A 17,572-nucleotide genomic window follows, 5' to 3' on the forward strand; every position below is an offset into this window, starting at 1 on the left:
CTTAAGGATTTTAAAGCTAGATAAATAAAATTTAAGATAAAATAACGCTTTTTATCAAGGAGTGCTTATTGATTCATATATTTGAACAAAAACAATGTCAAACTATGGCAGAAGAAATTCGCAAAAATACTTTCATCAATGAAGAATTATTTGAAGCTTTTTGTTCTACTCCAAGAGAAATTTTTTCACCTTTAAAAATGCATGCTTATAGACTTGATGCACTTCCTCTAATGGGCAATCAATGGATAAGCTCGCCTTTAACCGTAGCTAAAATGACTATGGCGCTTGATTTTAAAGATGCTGATAGTGTTTTAGAAATAGGTTGTGGTAGCGGGTATCAAGCCGCGATTTTAAGTAAGCTTATTAGAAGAGTTTTTACCATAGAGCGCATTGAAAAACTTGCAATTAGTGCTATAGAAAAATTTAAAAAACTAAACTATGCTAATATTCATGTAAAATTTGATGATGGACAAAATGGTTGGAAAAATTATGCGCCTTATGATAGGATTTTACTCTCAGCTTATATAGAGCACATCCCAAATGTATTATTTGATCAACTTGAAAACAATGGAATTTTAGTAGCTCCTTTACTCATAGGAAATCAACAATTCATCACTAAATTTACCAAAAAAGATGGTGAGATTAGCAAAGAAGTTTTAGATGAATGCCTTTTTGTACCTATCAAAGATGGCAAAGAATAGTTAAAATTTCATTTTTAAAACAATAAAACCATATACATCTTTATATTCACCCTCTTGTATAAAACCATTTTTCTGATAAAATTTATATGCCTTATAATTGTCTTTATTTACTTCAACATATTTCAAATGATAGTCATTTATGGCTTTAGATATTAAAGTAGTGCCTATACCTTTGTTAAAATATTTTGATCTTATAAACAACATTTCAATTTTATCATCCACAAATGCTAAAAATCCAATCATTTCGTCTTTATCATAGCAAATCAAATAATTTAAACTAAAAAATACTTGAGAATTTAAAAGATCATTTTTAATCTTTTCTCTATCAAAATCAGATAAAAAATCATGGGAATGTTTTACACTATCCTCCCATATATCGATCAATTTATCCTTAATATTATCTGTAATTTCTTTAAAATATTTAATTTTAATATAATTATTTTTAAACATAAGCTTCTTATAGGATTTATTTTTTTATAATTATACTAAAAAAAGGAATATTATGAGTTTTAAAAAAATACTTTTTGGTTTATTTACCACTAGCATGCTTTTTGCCTATGAGCAAATGCCTCAAAATGCCTCACATGGAAATTTCTTAGACAAAGACAAATGGAAAAATTTAGATAAAAACTGGATTTATTGTGAAAGTGGGTTAAATCAAGATTTTATCAATATAAACAGTAAAAAGGTTACAAATAAAAATCATTCTTTAGAATTTAACTACTCAAACGATTCTTTTGGCTTAATAAATGATGGTTATACTATAAAAATGCATTTTGCAAGCAATGGAAGCCATATCGTGCTAGATAATACAAGTTATAATTTATCTCATTTTCACTTTCACGCTCCATCAAAAATTTCTATTGATAAAAAGTCTTACCCTTTAGAAATTCATTTTAGTCATGTAAGTCAAAAAGGCGATATAGCAGTGGTTGCATTATTTTTACAAGAAGGCGTGGAAAATCCTTTTATTAAAAAAATCATTCGTGCTTTTCCTAAAAAAGAAGGCGATAAACTTTATGTTCAAGGCTTAAGTGCTAATGAGTTATTGCCAAATGACCTTCAATCTTTTTATATCTTTAAAAACAAACTCAACAAGCCTTGTAATCAAAAAATCACTTGGATAGTTTTAAAAGATATGAGCTATGCCTCTAAAGAGCAAATCCAAACCATACAAAATTTAATGGGAAAAAATGAGAATTTAAAAATACAAGAAATTAATAATTTAGAACAAAATGATTAAGTAAGCTAAACTTAATCATTTATGAAAGCTTGAATTTTTTCTAAATTAGCTCTAAAAAGTTTAAAATTTAACTCGCAAGATATTTTTAAATCAGCAAAAAAAGGATTTTTCAAACTTGCTATGAGCAAATAATCATCTTTTTTCAAAACTCTTTGTGTAGAAAATTCTTTATCCTTTACTTTTTCAAAAATACTTTCATTTGAATCAATATCTTCTTTTAATTTCTTACTATAAAGCAAAATTCCACAAAAGAAATTCCCAAATTCATCTTTAAATTTCACATCATAAAGAATAAAATCATCGAAAATAAAAGAATTTTGAGAATGATAAGTTTTTAAAGAAAAATCAAAAGCAATTTTTTCAAAATCTTTTTGATCAAAACCTTGTTTGTCAAATTTAGCATTGTTTTGTTTTAAAAATTCTTCACACATTTTAAACACAAGCTCATTGCGTCCCCACATAAGCTTTCTTCCTAAAATTCTAAAAAACAAAACTCCTGCTAAAACAGCAAAAAATAAAGCTATAATCACATCTTTGCTAAATTGAAAAGCAAGAAAAAATACAACCAAAGCTTCAGCAAATGCTAAAATTTGTAAAGCTTTGAGTCTTTTATTTAAAGCTTGTCTTATGGCTTCAAAATCCATTAAGACTTAGCCTTTTCCATTCTTTTTCTTTGAGTAGGATCAAGATATCTTTTTCTAACTCTAATATTTTGTGGAGTAACCTCTACAAGCTCATCTTCTTCTATCCACTCTAATGCTCTTTCAAGGCTTAATTTTCTAGGTGGTACAAGCTTAATCGCATCATCGCTACCACTTGCCCTAACATTAGTTAAATTTTTACCTTTAATAGGATTAACATCTAAATCATTTGGGCGTGAATGCTCGCCTATAATCATACCTGTATACACTTTTGTTTGAGGATCGATAAACAATACCCCTCTATCTTGCAAGTTAAATAAAGAATATCCTAGCGCAACACCATTTTCCATAGAAATTAACGCACCATTATTTCTTTTTTCAACTGCTCCGCTAAATGGACGAAACTCTAAAAAGCTATGGTTCATCACACCCTCGCCTTTAGTATCTGTTAAAAATTGCGATCTAAATCCTATAAGCCCACGCGCAGGAATTTCAAACTCAAGTCTTGTTTGACCATCTCCAGTTGGTGTCATGGTTTTCATTTCAGCTTTTCTTTTACCTAGTTTTTCAATCACCACTCCGGTAAAATCATCAGGCACATCAATCACTAGATGCTCAAACGGCTCTGTTTTTACCCCATCTTCTACCTTAACGATAACTTCAGGTCTTCCCATACAAAACTCAAAACCTTCTCTACGCATATTTTCAGCCAAGATAGTTATTTGTAGCTCGCCTCTTCCGCTTACTTTAAATTTACCCTCACCTGTACTTTCATATTTCATAGCAATATTAGTTTTCATTTCCGCTTCTAGGCGTTCTGCGATTTTATTTGAAGTTACGTGCTTTCCTTCAGTACCCGCTAAAGGACCATCATTTACTGAAAATACTATGCTTAAAGTTGGCTCTTCTATATGTAAAGGATCAAGTGGCATAGGGTTGTTTGGATCTACAACACTATCTCCTACATCTAAAGCTTCAAAACCTGCAATCGCAACGATATCACCTGTCCCTGCTTCTTCAATGTCCATTTTTTCTAGTCCCATAAAACCAATAAGTTTTGAAATTCTTCCATTGATTTTAGAACCATCTGCCTTAGCAAGCATTACATTTTGATTTTTCTTTACTTTGCCATTAAAAATTCTTGCAATGCCTATTTTACCAACGAAATTATCATAACCTAGAGTAAAAACTTGAAGTTGTAAAGGATTTTCATCACTACCACTTGGAGCAGGCACACGCTCAAGTATAGTCTTAAACAATGGCTCCATATTAGTGCTTTCATCTTCAAGTGCGAGTTTTGCATAACCATTTTTAGCAGCTGCATAAACCACTGCAAAATCAAGTTGTTCATCATTTGCCTCTAAAGCCACAAAAAGATCAAAAATTTCATTGATTACTCTTTCAGGATCAGCAGCTGGCTTGTCGATTTTATTAATAACAACAATAGGTTTAAGACCCAAAGATAAAGCCTTTTTTACCACAAATTTAGTTTGAGGCATAACCCCTTCTTGTGCATCAACTAAAAGTAAAACCCCATCAACCATTTTTAACACACGCTCAACTTCACCACCAAAATCAGCATGGCCTGGAGTATCTATAATATTTATCTTAGTGCCTTTATAATTAATAGCAGTATTTTTAGAAAGTATAGTAATACCTCTTTCTTTTTCTATATCATTGCTATCCATTACGCGTTCTGCTATTTGCTCACGCTCGCTAAAAGTTCCTGATTGCTTTAAAAGCTCATCTACCATCGTTGTTTTACCATGATCAACGTGAGCTATAACGGCTATATTTCTAATATTATCCAAGTTTTTCTCCAAAGTCTTAAATTTAAAATCTAATATTATATAAAAAAAATGCTTAAAAATTAAGATTAACAAATTGGAACACTTGTTGCTTTTGTTTGGGTAAGAATTATTTTTAAGGAGAAAAATATGTCAAACCTAAATACTCAAATCTTCAACGCTAACTTAGAAAAACAAGGAACTTCAGTTTTAAATAGTAAGCATTTTATGGAACTTTTAAATTATTTAGAAGTTGTAAATTCAAACGAAGAAAAAGAACTAAACTATGCAAAGCTTTCAAGCAAAGTAAGCGAAATTTTAGATGATGCTCATAATGAAAATGCGGTTTTAAACGCTAAAAATATAGAAGAATTGTTAGTAATATTTAAAAATTTTAATCTTTCTCATGAAAATTTAAAACTTGATTGTGCAGCACAATTGCAAAATTTATTTCCAAATTTAGCAAAAAATAATTTTTTAGTAGGTTAATTAATGTCAAATATCCAAGCAGGCGATGCTTTAAATTTATTAAGCATCGCTCCACAAAATGAAAATCTTAACAAAGAGAGTACTAATTCACAAAACGATGGAGAGGAATTTTTAAATTCCTTGTTACAAGCAATAAATGAAAAAGATGGAAGTATATCAAAAGATTTTAAAGCACCACAAAAAGAAAACACAAGCAAAGATAAAGACTTAAAAGATACCAATAATAAACTTTCACTAGATGAAAAAGATGCTATAAAACTTTTTGAAGGTGCGAGTTTTATGCAAATTCTTTCTTTATTAGAGGTTTTACAAAGTGATAGCAAGGATATAAAATTAAACAAACTCGTGCAAGATAATACTGCTATTTTAACTCTTGAAAAAAACTTGCACAAGCTAAAAAATATAAAAAATATTAATGAGCTTTTTAACATAGCAAAAGATCTTGGATTAAACATCAAAAATATAAAATTTGAACAAATTAAAGATTTAAAAGAAGCCTTTCCAAATCTTGATAAAAAAGGTTTTTTTAAAACTTCAAATTTAAACAATAAAGACTTAATTGAACCACAAAAACAAAACAATACTAATGTTTTTCAAGATTTAATCAATCAAAAAATCACTAAACTTTTAAAAGAAGAACCAAATTCAGGTAAAAATATAAAAAGCAAAGAAAATGAAGGTATTTCTTTGCTTTCTTCTGCTTTAAAAAATATAGAACTTCCTAAAAAAAATGAAAAAACACCAAATAAAGATAATATTCAAAATATAGATTTTAAAGAAAAATTAGTAGAAAAAATTCAAGATAAAGATGAAAAAGAAATAAAATATACAAAAAACATACAAAATATAACCACTAAACATAACGATAAAGCCAATGATATTGAGCTTATTAATCTCACTCAAAATACAAACTTGAAAAAAGAAATCAAAGACAAAGAAAAGATAGACTTTAAAGAAATATTAAAAAATGAAAAATTAACCACTAGCGAAGATAACTTTAGTAAAAAAATAAGTTCTGTTTTAGAAAATTCAAAAGATTTAAAAACCGAATTAACAAATACAAAAAATATCCAAAATTTACAAAATCAAAATCAAGATTTGAAAATTAATTTAGAAAATTTACTAAATACTCAAGACAAACAATTAAAAACAGAAAAAAATACTCAGAACACAGATGTTTTTAACGATATTTTCAAAAACACCAAAGAACTTACAAAAGATGATAGTGATCATAATGAAGAAAATTTAAATTCTTACGTGAAAGAAATGAATAGAGTTTCTAATAATTTTGTAAGAAATCAAAATATTCCTATGAAAGAAACTTTCAATGATTTTGCTCAAGAATTTAAAGAAAAACTAGAAAGTTATAAAGCACCTATAACACGCTTTAGTATAACTTTAAATCCACACAATCTTGGGGAAGTAGAAGTTACTTTAGTCCAAAGAGGATCTAACCTAAACATCAGCTTCAATTCTAATCAAAACACTTTAAATCTTTTCATACAACATCAAGCTGAGTTTAAAAATGCTCTTGTAAACATGGGCTTTACAAATTTAGAAATGAATTTTAACAACCAAGAAAGAAAAGAACAAAATAATCAACAAAAACAAAAAAGTAGTAATAATAAAGAAGATAAGGTGAATTTTGAAAAAGAAATTCAAGAAAAACCAAGCTTGGAAATGGTTTTAGCAAAATATTTTTAAATGGAATATTTTTTGCTTTAAGCTTTAAAAATATATAAAAAAGGATTTTTATGTCAAATATAAATACACAAACTCTTCAAGGTCCTTTAGCAGCGCTTAACACCAAAGATATGCCAAATACTAAAGGAAATGCTAGAGCTGGAGAAGGTGATAGTGGATTAATTTATAACCCTGGAGCAGAGCTTGACAAGGATGCATTTTTAAAACTTCTTCTAATAGAGCTTCAACATCAAGATCCAACTGATCCTATGGATACTGAAAAAATGCTTACTCAAACAGCACAACTTTCAGCACTTGAAATGCAAGATAACACCAATAAAACCATGACTCAACTTGTAGTAGCAATGACTAAATTACAAAATTCTATTGCAGCAAGTACTGGTATGAGTGCATTAGCTGCAGTTGGAAAACTCGCAACGGTTAAGGATAATTATCTTGTAGTAGCAGATGATGATATACAATTTCAAATTAATATGTATTTACCAAAAGAACCTCAAAAGGGTAAAAAGACTGACATTGATATAGAAGGTTTTGAACTTAATAAAAATGGTGAAGATAAACTTGATATTAGTGGTAAAGTTGATAAAGAAGTAGCAAAACCTGGGGAAACCATACATATTAAATTGAAGGACGATAAAGGACAAGAAGAGACTGTTCAGGCAATAGTTGGAGAAGATCAAACATTTAAAATAGTAGGACACACTCCAAGTGTTGATATAAAAACAGCTAAGATTGATTCAGCTTATAAATCAGATAGTGAACCTGTAACATTTACTATTTACAATGAAGCAGGAGATCCTGTAAGAACAATGAGTGTTAAAGATATGAGTGCTGGTATGAAGCAAATTGTTTGGGATAGAACCGATGATAGCGGAAATCCTGTGCCATCTGGAAAATACTATGTAAGAGCAAGCTATATAGGTGAAGATGGAACAACAGTGAACTCAACTTATGGTGCTTATCCTATTACTGGAGTTAGATTTGAAGAAGGTGAAGCTCTAGTTGGTATGGGCGGTAGCTGGGTTAAATGGGAAGATATTAAAGAGATTACAGGATAAAATCATGTTTACAGCATTTTATAATGGAGTAAATGGAGTAAAATCTCAAAGTTATGGTATAGACAATACTGCTCATAATATAAGCAATGTCAATACAGTTGGTTTTAAATACTCTGACGTAGCTTTCAAAGATGTATTTTATAGCACCATAACAACACAATCATACAATAAAGGTCAAACTGGTTATGGTAGTGTAGCAGGAGCTACTAATGATATTTTTGAACAAGGTCCGTTAGTTTCTACTGATAATGAATTTGATGTAGCAATTGCCGGAAAAGGCTTTTTTGGTGTAAGTAATGCCAATGGAGTTTATTATACTAGAAATGGTGCTTTTAAACCCGATGCAAATGGCTTTTTAGTAGATTCAAATGGCAATTATGTGCTTGGAACTATGAATCCATCATTAAAAGAAATTCAACTAAGCGATAGGGTTTCAAATATGTTTGGTCAAGTTATGGGACAAAAAGTTACCACAGCTTGGAGTGGAACGCCTGGAGAAAATTTCCAAATAGGTGGAGTTAATACTCAAGGGCCTATCTCTGTACCTAAAAATCTTTATTTGCCACCTCAACCAACACAAAATATCACTTGGAGTGGAAATTTAGATACAAGCACCAAAACAGAAGCGGTAAATGTAGATGTAGATGCTTCTAAATTTGAATTTATCAAAAATGAAGATGGTAGTGTAAAAATTTCAGGAAGTGTAAAAGATGAGCAAATTTATGGCTTAAAACCTGGCGATACTATATATTTTAAAATCACTGATGAAAAAGGTGCTAGTCAAACATTACAAGCTACTTTAGATGAGAATTTGGCTTTTAGTATTGATAATCAAAAATTAGATAAAGTAGATTTAGAAACAGCTAAATTAGAATCATCTCATTTAAGTGTAGAAAAAGAAGTAGCTGACAGCTCAGAGCTTTCTGCAAAATTAATTAATCCTGATGGTTCTACTAGCTGGGTTAAGGTTAAATTAGATAGAGTTTTACCGCAAAATGGTACAGACTTAGAATACAAAGCAGTTGCTCAAGTATATGATAATGATGGCAACAAAACAGGCGGAACTACCGAAGGTTTAATTACCTTTAACGAGGCCGGAGCCTTGGTATCTAACACCTTAAATTCAGTAGATAATAATGGCACAAAGGTTAACATAAATCTTGGTTCTTATTATGATCCAAATATACCAAATTCAGGTTATGATGGACTGCATGCTTTACAAAATAAACAACCTTCGGTACACACACAAACAGATGGCAAGGGTGAGGGATTTTTAAATAACTATTCTATTAATACAGATGGTACTATCATAGCGACTTTTACAAATGGAGATCAAATAGCTATGGCAAAACTTGCTTTGTTTAATTTTACAAATGAACAAGGCTTAGAAAAGCTAGGAGAAAATCTTTATGGGCAAACAGGAAATAGTGGTAATCCAACCTTTTTGCTTGATGCTAATGGAAATTTCAGCACAGCTACCTTTGAAGGTGGAAAACTAGAGCAATCTAATGTGGATTTATCAGTAGCTTTTACAAACTTAATCACCTTACAAAAAGCCTATGATTCAAGCAGTAAAAGTATCACAACAGCTGATCAAATGATACAAAAAGCAATCAATATGAAACGCTAATTTCAGCTTTTCATATTGATTCTTTTGAATTTTTCTCTAAAATATATTTTATTTCTTGCTCAAAAAACTCATACACCCTAAGTTGTATCAAAGCTTCTTCTTCATTTTTATCCATCAAACGCTCAAGTCTATGAAAATTAATCTTTTTTGCATATCTTGGATTTTTCTTTAAAAGCAAGGCAATATTTTTAAGCAAAGCATCCAAACTAAGCTCATTTTTTAAAACTCTATCTACATATTCTTTAGAAGTTTGCACCAAAATTGCTTGTCTGCTTTTATCATTTGGATAAACTTCATTTGCAATATCAGCTAAAACTTGCCAAATTTCTGCTTTTATATTTTTATTCGCCACGATAATAGCAGCAAAAGATTTTGCTCTAAATTCTAAAGACAAATGACTTGGAACAAAAAATTCTCTAAATTTAGATAAAAAGTTTGCAAATATACTCAACATACTTCACCTCAATGTTTTTTAAGATATTTTAAGATATTATTTCAACTGCCTTCTCTTAGACCTGTGCAATGCTATTTTTAAGCACCGCTTCAGGGTGGGAACACAGCAGAGCACTTAGACTTAGTGTGTGCCGCAGTCATCTGGGAGAGGGTTTTTAAAGTTTAAAATATCCTTTAATATCCTCACAAATTCTAAAGAAATTTACCCCATTAATGGTCGGATTTGTTTTGAAATACTCACACATTCCTAAAAAACCATTTTCAAGCTCTTTAGACTTTACTCCATAGCTAATTGACAAAGCCGCTTCTATAAAAGCTGCTAGTTTATCACAATACTTCAAAGCTTTTCCATCAATAGCCTTAAAACGATCTTCATTAACAGCATCTAAACTACCACTATAAACACTTGGCTTATTATTAAAAATACGATTTTCAAATTCATTTTTTACAAAGGCGCTTTCTTCATTTTGTCCTTCTCTAATACCAAGTATATAACTAAATTCTTCTCTAAAAGATAGCGGTATAAAAGGTAAAATTTTCTCATTAATAAGCTTCATCTCATATTCATTGATGATCTCATTTAAACCATCTATGCCATATTTTACCGGAGAGATGATATCTCTAGTTAAACTTTCAGGTAAATCATGAAACAAAGCACAATAAAAATTGCTTTCTATTCTACCATCACATGCTTTTACTTCTAAAGAATAAAAATAAGACAAAATAGCCACCACAAGCATATGCCCTAAAACCGCAGTTTCTGGAATTCTTGGAGTTTGCGCCCATCTTTTTTGAAAACGCAAACGTCCGCTTAGATCAATTATTTTAGAAATTTTTTGATTAAGGGCGATTTTTCTTGCGCCGATTAACTCATAATAATCTTCTAATTCTTCTTCAACCTTAGCCTTAATCTCATCAATATCACTTAAAAATGAACTAGTTTGATAAACTATATTAAACTCCCATCTTGTCGCAAAATACGAAGCAGCTTTTAAAATAAGCCTTTCTTTAGAATAATCTTTACCTTGTAAAAAAAGCTCATAGCGTTTTAAAAATGCACCATTTTCAATATCTTGAATCATCGGTGCGATTTTACTTAACACCCAAGCACTTACTTGCTCATTTTTTGCACGCGTTATCTCATGATACACATCAGGGCGTATATCAGTCACTACTACCCTGCTTAAAAACTCAAAAATCCCCGCTTCTATAATAAAGCGCATATTCACATCTTTTTCCATTTTAGCAATGAAATAAGCAATGATAAATTTATGCGCTTGCTTATCAAGCTCGACTAAATTTGTCATTCTAGGATAATCATTCCATCTTGATATAGAAGCGGCTTTAAAAATATGTTCTATTAATTCTACACTAATCATTTATTTCCTTTTTTTGCTGTGATTTTACTTTATTTTATAATCTTTAGCAAATTTTAGATATATTTAAAATGAATTAGAGTGGTTAAATTTTTCTCTATCGCTTAACTTAAGATAAATTTCCTCATTTTTACTAAGCTCTTTATCATGGTAAATGCTAAAAATATGTCCTTCCAAACTCACATTTAGCTCATAAAAATCCCCATAAAACACGCATTCTAAAACGCTAGCTTTTAAAGGAGTTTGTGAAGTTGAAATTTGTATATCATTAGGGCGTAAAATACCATTTTTACTTTGCAAATATGCTTTGAATTTCTCATCTAAAATTGTATTTGGATCTATAAAAAATGCCTCGCCCAAAAAGCAAGCACTATCTATATTTTTAGGCTTATAAAAAAGCTCTTTAGCACTTCCATAGTCTAAAATTTTCCCATCCTTAATCAAAGCGATATTGTCTGATAAATAAAAAGCATCGTCTTTATCATGCGTAACAAAAATAGCACTAAGCTTATGCTCTTTTAAAATATTTTTGATTTCTTTGCGCATTTTAACACTTAAAGTGTGATTTAAATTTGAAAAAGGCTCATCAAAAAGTATGATTTTTGGTCTTGCGACTATGGTTCTTGCTAGCGCTACTCTTTGGGCTTGCCCGCCACTTAGTTCATTTGGATAGCGCTTTAAAAGTGTATTTAAATTTAAAATTTCTAAAACTTCATCAAGTCTTTGTTTTTGCTCGTTTTTACCCAAAGAGCTTATACCAAAGCATATATTTTCTTCTACATTTAAGTGCGGAAACAAAGCATAATCTTGAAACAAAACCCCCACATCACGCTCTTGTGGGACTAAATACACACTCTTAGAAGCAACTAGTTTATCCCCTATATAAATACTACCATCATTGATTTCAAAAAAACCTGCTATACAACCAAGCAAAGAACTCTTACCACAGCCACTTTCTCCCAAAATACTGACAATCTCACCTTCTCTTAAACTTAAAGAAATTCCTTTTAAAACCTCTGTTTTTCCAAAAGATTTGTAAAGATTGTCAATTTTTAAGATTTCCATTATCGTCCTTTTTGGTTGTTTTTATTTTGCAAATAATGCATTAAAAATGTAGGGATAATCCCAAATAACACTATAATCAAAGATGGCAAAGAAACATTATAAATTAACTCATTTTCACTATAAGCAAATACAAGCGATGAAAGCGTTTGAAAACCTGAAGGTGAAAGTATAGTTGAAATAGGCAATTCTTTTAAAATATCCACACAAATAATCACCACAGCTAAAGCTAAATAATGTTTCATCAAAGGAAAATGAATTTGAGCAAAAATTTTAAATGGTTTTGATTTTAAGGTTAAATTTGCATAGTCTATATTTTTAGAAATTCGCTCATAGCCTGATTGAGTTGCAAAAATCCCTGAAGCTAAAAACCTCACAAAATACCCAAAAAACAACACCAAAAATCCACCACCTATGGCATATTCAAAAGATAAAAGGTCAAAAATATAATTTAACACACCCAAAATCACTAAAATTCCCACAGCTACCACAGCTCCAGGTAAAGAATACCCCAAAGTCGTAAGCCAAAGGATGATTTTAGAAGCTTTTGTATCATTTAAACGCACCACAAAACACAAATAAAATGCCACTCCCACAATAGCAAAAGAACTCGCCAAAGCCACGCTAAGGCTATAAAATGCAGGTGTTAAGACATTGCTTAAATTTTGCATAAAATCAAACCCAGCCCAATAAACAAGCCATATAATAGGCACGACAAAAGCTAAAAATGCCACTAAAAAACACCATAAAAAGGCTAAAAATGCCTTTAAGCCTTTTAACTCATCTTTTGGAGTGGGCAAAAATACATTTTGATTAAAGCCTTTTTTACCTCTTTGAATTTTTTCTAAAAGCATTAAAAGTGCGATAAACACAAGCAAAGCTACGCTCAAAGCCACAGCGCTGACTTCATCGCCACCACTTCCCCATGTTCTAAAAATTCCTGCACTAAAAGTATCTACACCAAAATACGCTACCAAGCCATAATCACTCAAAACTTCCATAGCCACCAACAGCAAAGCACCCACTATACCCACACGGCAAAATGGCAAAATCACTTTAAAAAATGTTTTTAAATTAGAAGCCTTAAGCGTTTTAGCACTTAAAATGATATTTCCAAGTCCATAAGCAAAGGTATTTTTAGCAAAAAAATACACATAAGGATAAAGCGCAAAAGATAAAATCACGATCACACCATAAGCATTCATGATATCTATACGCCTATCAACACCTAAAAAAGTAGGGATTAAGCCTTGAAATTCAAACAAATCAATCCAAACAAAACCCATCACATAAGAAGGTATAGCCAAAGGTAAAATCAAAAACCATTCAAAAAATTTCGAGCCAAAAAATTTATAAAAAGCTATCAAATAAGCACTAACTAAACCTATAATCAAACACAGCACTAAAGTCCCAAACAATATAAAAGCACTACCAAAAATATATCGTGGCAAGACATTTTTACTCAAATGTTTTAAGGTATTAATATCTATAAAAGGAAGATGCAAGATAATAGCAAGTATAGGCAGTATGATTAAACTACAGAAAAAAAAGGTGGCAAAAGACCACCTTAGACTTAAAAATTTCAAATTTTATTTTTCCTTAAAATTATTTCCATTGAACTTCATCAAAAATCATTAAAGCTTCTTTAGCATTACCCCAGTAAGCTTCAAAATTTGGTTTTTCGATTTTAAACTCGCCCCATGATTGTAAAATTTTAGCAGGTTTTACTTCTTTGTTTACCGGATACTCATAATTTTGGTTTGTTAAAATTTCTTGTGCTTCTTTTGAAAGCATAAACTCGATAAATTTAACCGCAGCTTCTTTATTTTTAGAAGTTTTTAAAACACCTATACCGCTTACGTTAATATGTGTTCCTCTATCATCTTGGTTTGGAAAAATCACTTTTACTGAATTTGCAGCTTCAACATCTTTAGGATTTTTTGAATTTGCTAAGTGTCCTAGATAATAACTATTTGATATAGCCACATCGCCTTCTTTGGCATAGATTGCACGAATTTGATCACGATCTGCGCCTTTTGGAGTGCGTGCAAGATTATTTGCTATGCCTTGTGCCCATTCTTTTGCTTTTTCTTTGCCCAAAGTATCAATCATTGCACTTAACAAAGAAATATTATAAACATTATTTGAACTTCTTACTAAAACTTTACCTTTAAATTTAGGATCAGTTAAATCCTCATAAGTTTTAATCTCTCCATCTTTAATTCTATCTTTAGAAGCGATGATGATTCTTGCTCTTGTTGTAAAAGCATACCATTCGTTGTTTTTACCTCTTAATTCTTTTGGAGAAAGTTTTTCTAACTCAGGTGAGCTAACTGAAACAAAAAGATTATTTGTGCGAACTTGTTCTAAATTTCCCGCATCAGCAGTCATAAATAAATCTGCTTTTGAATTTTTACCTTCAACTTCTAATCTTTTAGCAAGCTCATTAGCCTTAGCTTGCACCACATTTACACTAATGCCTGTTTTTTCTTGAAATAATTTGAAAATTCCTTTATCAGAATCATAATGACGATGAGAATAAATCGTAAGCTCTTGAGCGCTTAAACTCATAGCAGCTAGTAAAGATAGTAAAACTACTTTTGCTTTCATTTTATAAATTTCCTTAATTTAAATTTTGAAATTGATAAGGATTATTATATTAATAATTCACTTTATATTTACTTAAATTGATACACATAATCATTTTAAAATAAAATGATACAAAATTAACATAAATCAAGATATTTTTTCTCTCATTTTTATATAATCATCAAAAATACAATATACAAAGGAGAAAAAATGACACAAGAACAAATTCAAATCATCAAAGATTGTGTGCCGGTTTTACAAAAAAATGGTGAAGTTTTAACTAAAGAATTTTATAAAATCATGTTTGAAGAATATCCTGAAGTAAAACCTATGTTTAATATGGAAAAACAAGCTTCAGGAGAGCAACCAAAAGCTTTAGCAATGGCTATTTTAATGGCAGCAAAAAATGTAGAAAATTTAGAAAATATGAGAAGCTTTGTTGATAAAGTAGCTATCACTCATACAAAATTAAATGTCAAAGAAGAACATTACCCTATAGTAGGCGCTTGTCTTTTAAAGGCTATTAAAGTAGTATTAAATGCAGATGAAACTACACTAAAAGCTTGGGAAGAAGCTTACAAAGCTATCGCACAATTTTACATAGACATTGAAAAAGAAATTTATGCAAAAGCTAAGTAATCATAGGCTTTGATTTTCAAAGCCTATTTTAAAAATGCTATCCCTGCTTTAGCTATTTTTACATCCTCATCTAAGTGTGCTCCACCCACACCTATACCACCAACAACAACTCCATCTATAAAAATCGGCACCCCACCAGGCATAATGGAAAACTTATCATCTAAATAACGAATATCTTCAGGTATTTTACCCTCTTTTACACCTTTAAAAATAATCGCTGTTTCTCTTTTTTGTGAAGTGGCTGTGTAAGCTTTTTTATAACTAGCATTAAGCGTATGCACTCCTGCTTTGTCATCTCTTAAAACCGCTAAAATTTGACCGGATTTATCTACTATGGTAATGCTTACATGAAAGCCATTTTTTCTTGCTTCTTTCTTTGCAAGATCCAAAATCCCTTCAACCATTTGCGTAGTTAAAACAGGCTCTTTTACAAGCTCAAAAGATTTTGCCATCAAACTTACTCCTAAAAATACACATAAAATGAGTAATTTTTTCATTTTTTTCCTTTAAAATTTCTCTACTGCATTTTTTGCCAGTTCTTTAATATCGCCTTTTAATTCACAAATTTGACCATTTTGTGCGAGTAAAATTCTATCAGCCATATCAAAATACACATCATCATGAGTTATAGCAAATATAGTAATACCTTTTTGCTTTAAAAGTGGCAAAAGTTTAGTATAAAAAAACTTTCTAAACATAGGATCTTGATCAGCGGCCCACTCATCTAAGATCAAAATATCCCTTTTTTCAAGTAAAGCATTAAGCATAGCTAGACGCTTTTTTTGTCCAGCTGAGAGCTTTATAGTGCTAAAAGTATTTTCTACAAGCTCTACTTTTTCATTTAGCTCTAAAATTTCAAGCCAATATACCAAGTCCTCTTTGCTAAATTTCTCATCTTCTAAAACATGCTCAAACAAATGAAAATCACTAAAAATAGCACTAATTAAACTTCTATACTCATAAATATTTTCTGAAGTTATTTTTTCATCATCTAAAAAAATACTTCCTTTAAAGTCTGTAAAAAGCCCTGCTAAAATCATAGAAAAAGTAGATTTACCGCTACCGTTTTTACCTATTAAAAATACACATTCGCCTTTTTTAAGCTCAAAATTTACAGGTCTTAGTGCAAATTTTTCATTGTATGCAAAGGATACATCTTTAAAACAAAGTTTTTGCCAAGTTTTTTTATTTTGACTGAGTTTAAACTCATGAGAATAATTTTCTAAATTTAAATTTGAAATTTTATCCAAAGCGATTTTTGCCATCATAAGCGTAGGAAAACTTCCTATCATAGCTCCAAGTGGCGCTCTTAAAAAAAGCACACTCAAAGCAATAGTCGTAGCACTTTGCAAACTAGCAAGCTCATAGCTTAAGGCTATATAAAACTCCACTCCTACTAAAGCTAGCATAGCACTATTGCTCCAGTTGTTAGATAAAATATGCAAGATATTTCCCATAGTGGAACTTTTTTTCTTTTTTAGAGCATTTTTTTCAAACTCATTTTCATAATAATACTTCGCCCTTAAAGGATTTAAGGTTAGTTCCTTATGTCCTTGTAAAATATTTTGATAGTTTTTTTGCAAAGCATCATCATTTTCTCTAGCATTTTTAAAATAAAAATACACTTTGCTCATCAAAAAATTATCTACCAAAAAAACACACACTATCCATGCTAAACACAAAAAGAAAATTTCCAAAGAAAGGTAAGCTATGTAAGCACTTACACAAATAATTAAAACACTTGATTGTATAAATTCAGGAAGTCTTAAAAGTCCAAAAGAAATACTACGCACATCATTATTTAAAGAAGCTAAAATCTTTGCTTTGGTGGTGTTTAAAATACTCAAAACACTTGTATCTAAAATTTGCTTTACAACCCTTCTTTGCATTTTAAAAATAAAACTTTGCCCAAACGAGCTTAGAGCAATTTCTACAAAAGAAGAACTCGCAAAAAACACAAGCAATAAAAGCACAAAATACACGATAATATTTGAGTTTTCAAGACTAGTTTTTAATAAAAATTCATTGATAAAAACTAAAGTCAATACACCTAACAAGCTTGTAAAAATACTAAAAAGTAAAAAAAGAATGATTTTAAATTTATTTTCTTGAAATAAAATCCACAAAAAACTCACAATGATACCTTTTCAAGCAATAAATGTGAAATTATAACCACTTATTGATAATATAATATATCCTT

17 protein-coding genes and 1 other RNA gene are annotated in these 17,572 nt (G+C 30.3%); 8 read left to right on the forward strand and 10 right to left on the reverse strand.

Translation table 11 applies throughout. The features are described from left to right. Positions 1 to 71: 71 nt before the first annotated feature. Positions 72 to 701: a protein-L-isoaspartate(D-aspartate) O-methyltransferase gene (locus CAMP5053_RS04685; protein WP_263664091.1), complete on the forward strand. Its 630-nt coding sequence runs from the start codon at positions 72 to 74 to the stop codon at positions 699 to 701. Here the strand turns inward: CAMP5053_RS04685 and CAMP5053_RS04690 are convergent, their stop codons facing one another. Next, entirely contained in the window at positions 702 to 1,085 is a 384-nt protein-coding gene (locus tag CAMP5053_RS04690) for a GNAT family N-acetyltransferase (protein ID WP_337217366.1), read from the reverse strand. A gap of 118 nt (positions 1,086 to 1,203) precedes the next feature. Here CAMP5053_RS04690 and CAMP5053_RS04695 point away from each other — a divergent pair, with 118 nt between their 5' ends. Beyond that, positions 1,204 to 1,944, forward strand: coding sequence for a carbonic anhydrase family protein (locus CAMP5053_RS04695; RefSeq protein ID WP_337217367.1), 741 nt, complete (start codon positions 1,204 to 1,206; stop codon positions 1,942 to 1,944). 11 nt (positions 1,945 to 1,955) lie between these two features. Here CAMP5053_RS04695 and CAMP5053_RS04700 read toward each other — a convergent pair whose 3' ends face one another. Both CAMP5053_RS04700 and typA read right to left on the reverse strand, forming a co-directional pair. Next, positions 1,956 to 2,588, reverse strand: coding sequence for a poly(A) polymerase (locus CAMP5053_RS04700; protein ID WP_337217368.1), 633 nt, complete (start codon positions 2,586 to 2,588; stop codon positions 1,956 to 1,958). After that, positions 2,588 to 4,396, reverse strand: a complete 1,809-nt coding sequence (typA, locus tag CAMP5053_RS04705) for a translational GTPase TypA (protein ID WP_039629177.1) — start codon at positions 4,394 to 4,396, stop codon at positions 2,588 to 2,590. The genes CAMP5053_RS04700 and typA overlap by 1 nt, the downstream gene beginning before the upstream one ends. A 126-nt stretch (positions 4,397 to 4,522) precedes the next feature. Between typA and CAMP5053_RS04710 the strand changes: the two genes are divergently transcribed. Genes CAMP5053_RS04710 through CAMP5053_RS04730 form a run of 4 tightly spaced genes read left to right on the forward strand, consistent with a single transcriptional unit; the run spans position 4,523 to position 9,253 of the window. Then, complete coding sequence (locus tag CAMP5053_RS04710; RefSeq protein WP_039619431.1) at positions 4,523 to 4,861, forward strand: hypothetical protein; 339 nt, start codon at positions 4,523 to 4,525, stop codon at positions 4,859 to 4,861. A gap of 3 nt (positions 4,862 to 4,864) precedes the next feature. After that, positions 4,865 to 6,565 (forward strand): flagellar hook-length control protein FliK, encoded by a 1,701-nt coding sequence (fliK, locus tag CAMP5053_RS04715; RefSeq protein WP_087699835.1) that lies wholly within the window; start codon positions 4,865 to 4,867, stop codon positions 6,563 to 6,565. A gap of 50 nt (positions 6,566 to 6,615) precedes the next feature. Next, complete coding sequence (locus tag CAMP5053_RS08650; protein WP_087699833.1) at positions 6,616 to 7,623, forward strand: flagellar hook capping FlgD N-terminal domain-containing protein; 1,008 nt, start codon at positions 6,616 to 6,618, stop codon at positions 7,621 to 7,623. Between the two features lie 4 nt (positions 7,624 to 7,627). Beyond that, complete coding sequence (locus CAMP5053_RS04730; RefSeq protein ID WP_337217369.1) at positions 7,628 to 9,253, forward strand: flagellar hook protein FlgE; 1,626 nt, start codon at positions 7,628 to 7,630, stop codon at positions 9,251 to 9,253. Positions 9,254 to 9,263: 10 nt separating this feature from the next. On the opposite strand, the gene CAMP5053_RS04735 is transcribed toward CAMP5053_RS04730, so the two are convergent. Continuing rightward, entirely contained in the window at positions 9,264 to 9,707 is a 444-nt protein-coding gene (locus tag CAMP5053_RS04735; protein WP_087699830.1) for a hypothetical protein, read from the reverse strand. 52 nt (positions 9,708 to 9,759) lie between these two features. Between CAMP5053_RS04735 and ffs the strand changes: the two genes are divergently transcribed. Next, positions 9,760 to 9,857: signal recognition particle sRNA small type (ffs, locus tag CAMP5053_RS04740), an RNA gene on the forward strand. A 4-nt stretch (positions 9,858 to 9,861) separates the two neighbouring features. Here ffs and CAMP5053_RS04745 read toward each other — a convergent pair. The 4 genes from CAMP5053_RS04745 to CAMP5053_RS04760 all read right to left on the reverse strand — a co-directional run bounded on the left by CAMP5053_RS04745 (position 9,862) and on the right by CAMP5053_RS04760 (position 14,754). Further along, on the reverse strand, positions 9,862 to 11,085 hold the full coding sequence (locus tag CAMP5053_RS04745) for an HD domain-containing protein (RefSeq protein WP_214126526.1): 1,224 nt from the start codon (positions 11,083 to 11,085) through the stop codon (positions 9,862 to 9,864). 63 nt (positions 11,086 to 11,148) lie between these two features. After that, positions 11,149 to 12,147 carry an ABC transporter ATP-binding protein gene (locus tag CAMP5053_RS04750; RefSeq protein ID WP_337217370.1) on the reverse strand — a complete coding sequence of 333 codons (999 nt, stop codon included), beginning with the start codon at positions 12,145 to 12,147 and terminating at the stop codon, positions 11,149 to 11,151. Further along, positions 12,147 to 13,730, reverse strand: a complete 1,584-nt coding sequence (locus CAMP5053_RS04755) for an ABC transporter permease (protein WP_337217371.1) — start codon at positions 13,728 to 13,730, stop codon at positions 12,147 to 12,149. The genes CAMP5053_RS04750 and CAMP5053_RS04755 overlap by 1 nt, the downstream gene beginning before the upstream one ends. Before the next feature lie 19 nt (positions 13,731 to 13,749). Beyond that, a complete protein-coding gene (locus CAMP5053_RS04760; RefSeq protein ID WP_087699822.1) occupies positions 13,750 to 14,754 on the reverse strand; it encodes an extracellular solute-binding protein in 1,005 nt (334 codons plus the stop codon). A gap of 189 nt (positions 14,755 to 14,943) precedes the next feature. Here CAMP5053_RS04760 and cgb point away from each other — a divergent pair, with 189 nt between their 5' ends. Further along, the gene (gene cgb, locus CAMP5053_RS04765; RefSeq protein ID WP_039619438.1) at positions 14,944 to 15,372 is read left to right on the forward strand and encodes a single-domain globin Cgb; all 429 of its coding nucleotides are present in this window, start codon (positions 14,944 to 14,946) and stop codon (positions 15,370 to 15,372) included. Between the two features lie 23 nt (positions 15,373 to 15,395). Here cgb and CAMP5053_RS04770 read toward each other — a convergent pair whose 3' ends face one another. Both CAMP5053_RS04770 and CAMP5053_RS04775 read right to left on the reverse strand, forming a co-directional pair. Beyond that, a complete protein-coding gene (locus CAMP5053_RS04770; RefSeq protein WP_214100416.1) occupies positions 15,396 to 15,869 on the reverse strand; it encodes a GlcG/HbpS family heme-binding protein in 474 nt (157 codons plus the stop codon). A gap of 9 nt (positions 15,870 to 15,878) precedes the next feature. Next, entirely contained in the window at positions 15,879 to 17,507 is a 1,629-nt protein-coding gene (locus CAMP5053_RS04775) for a multidrug ABC transporter permease/ATP-binding protein (RefSeq protein ID WP_214127246.1), read from the reverse strand. Positions 17,508 to 17,572 lie beyond the last annotated feature (65 nt).

Origin of the sequence: Campylobacter sp. S4:11, from assembly GCF_024723695.1 — a bacterium.
GTDB lineage: Bacteria > Campylobacterota > Campylobacteria > Campylobacterales > Campylobacteraceae > Campylobacter_D > Campylobacter_D jejuni_C.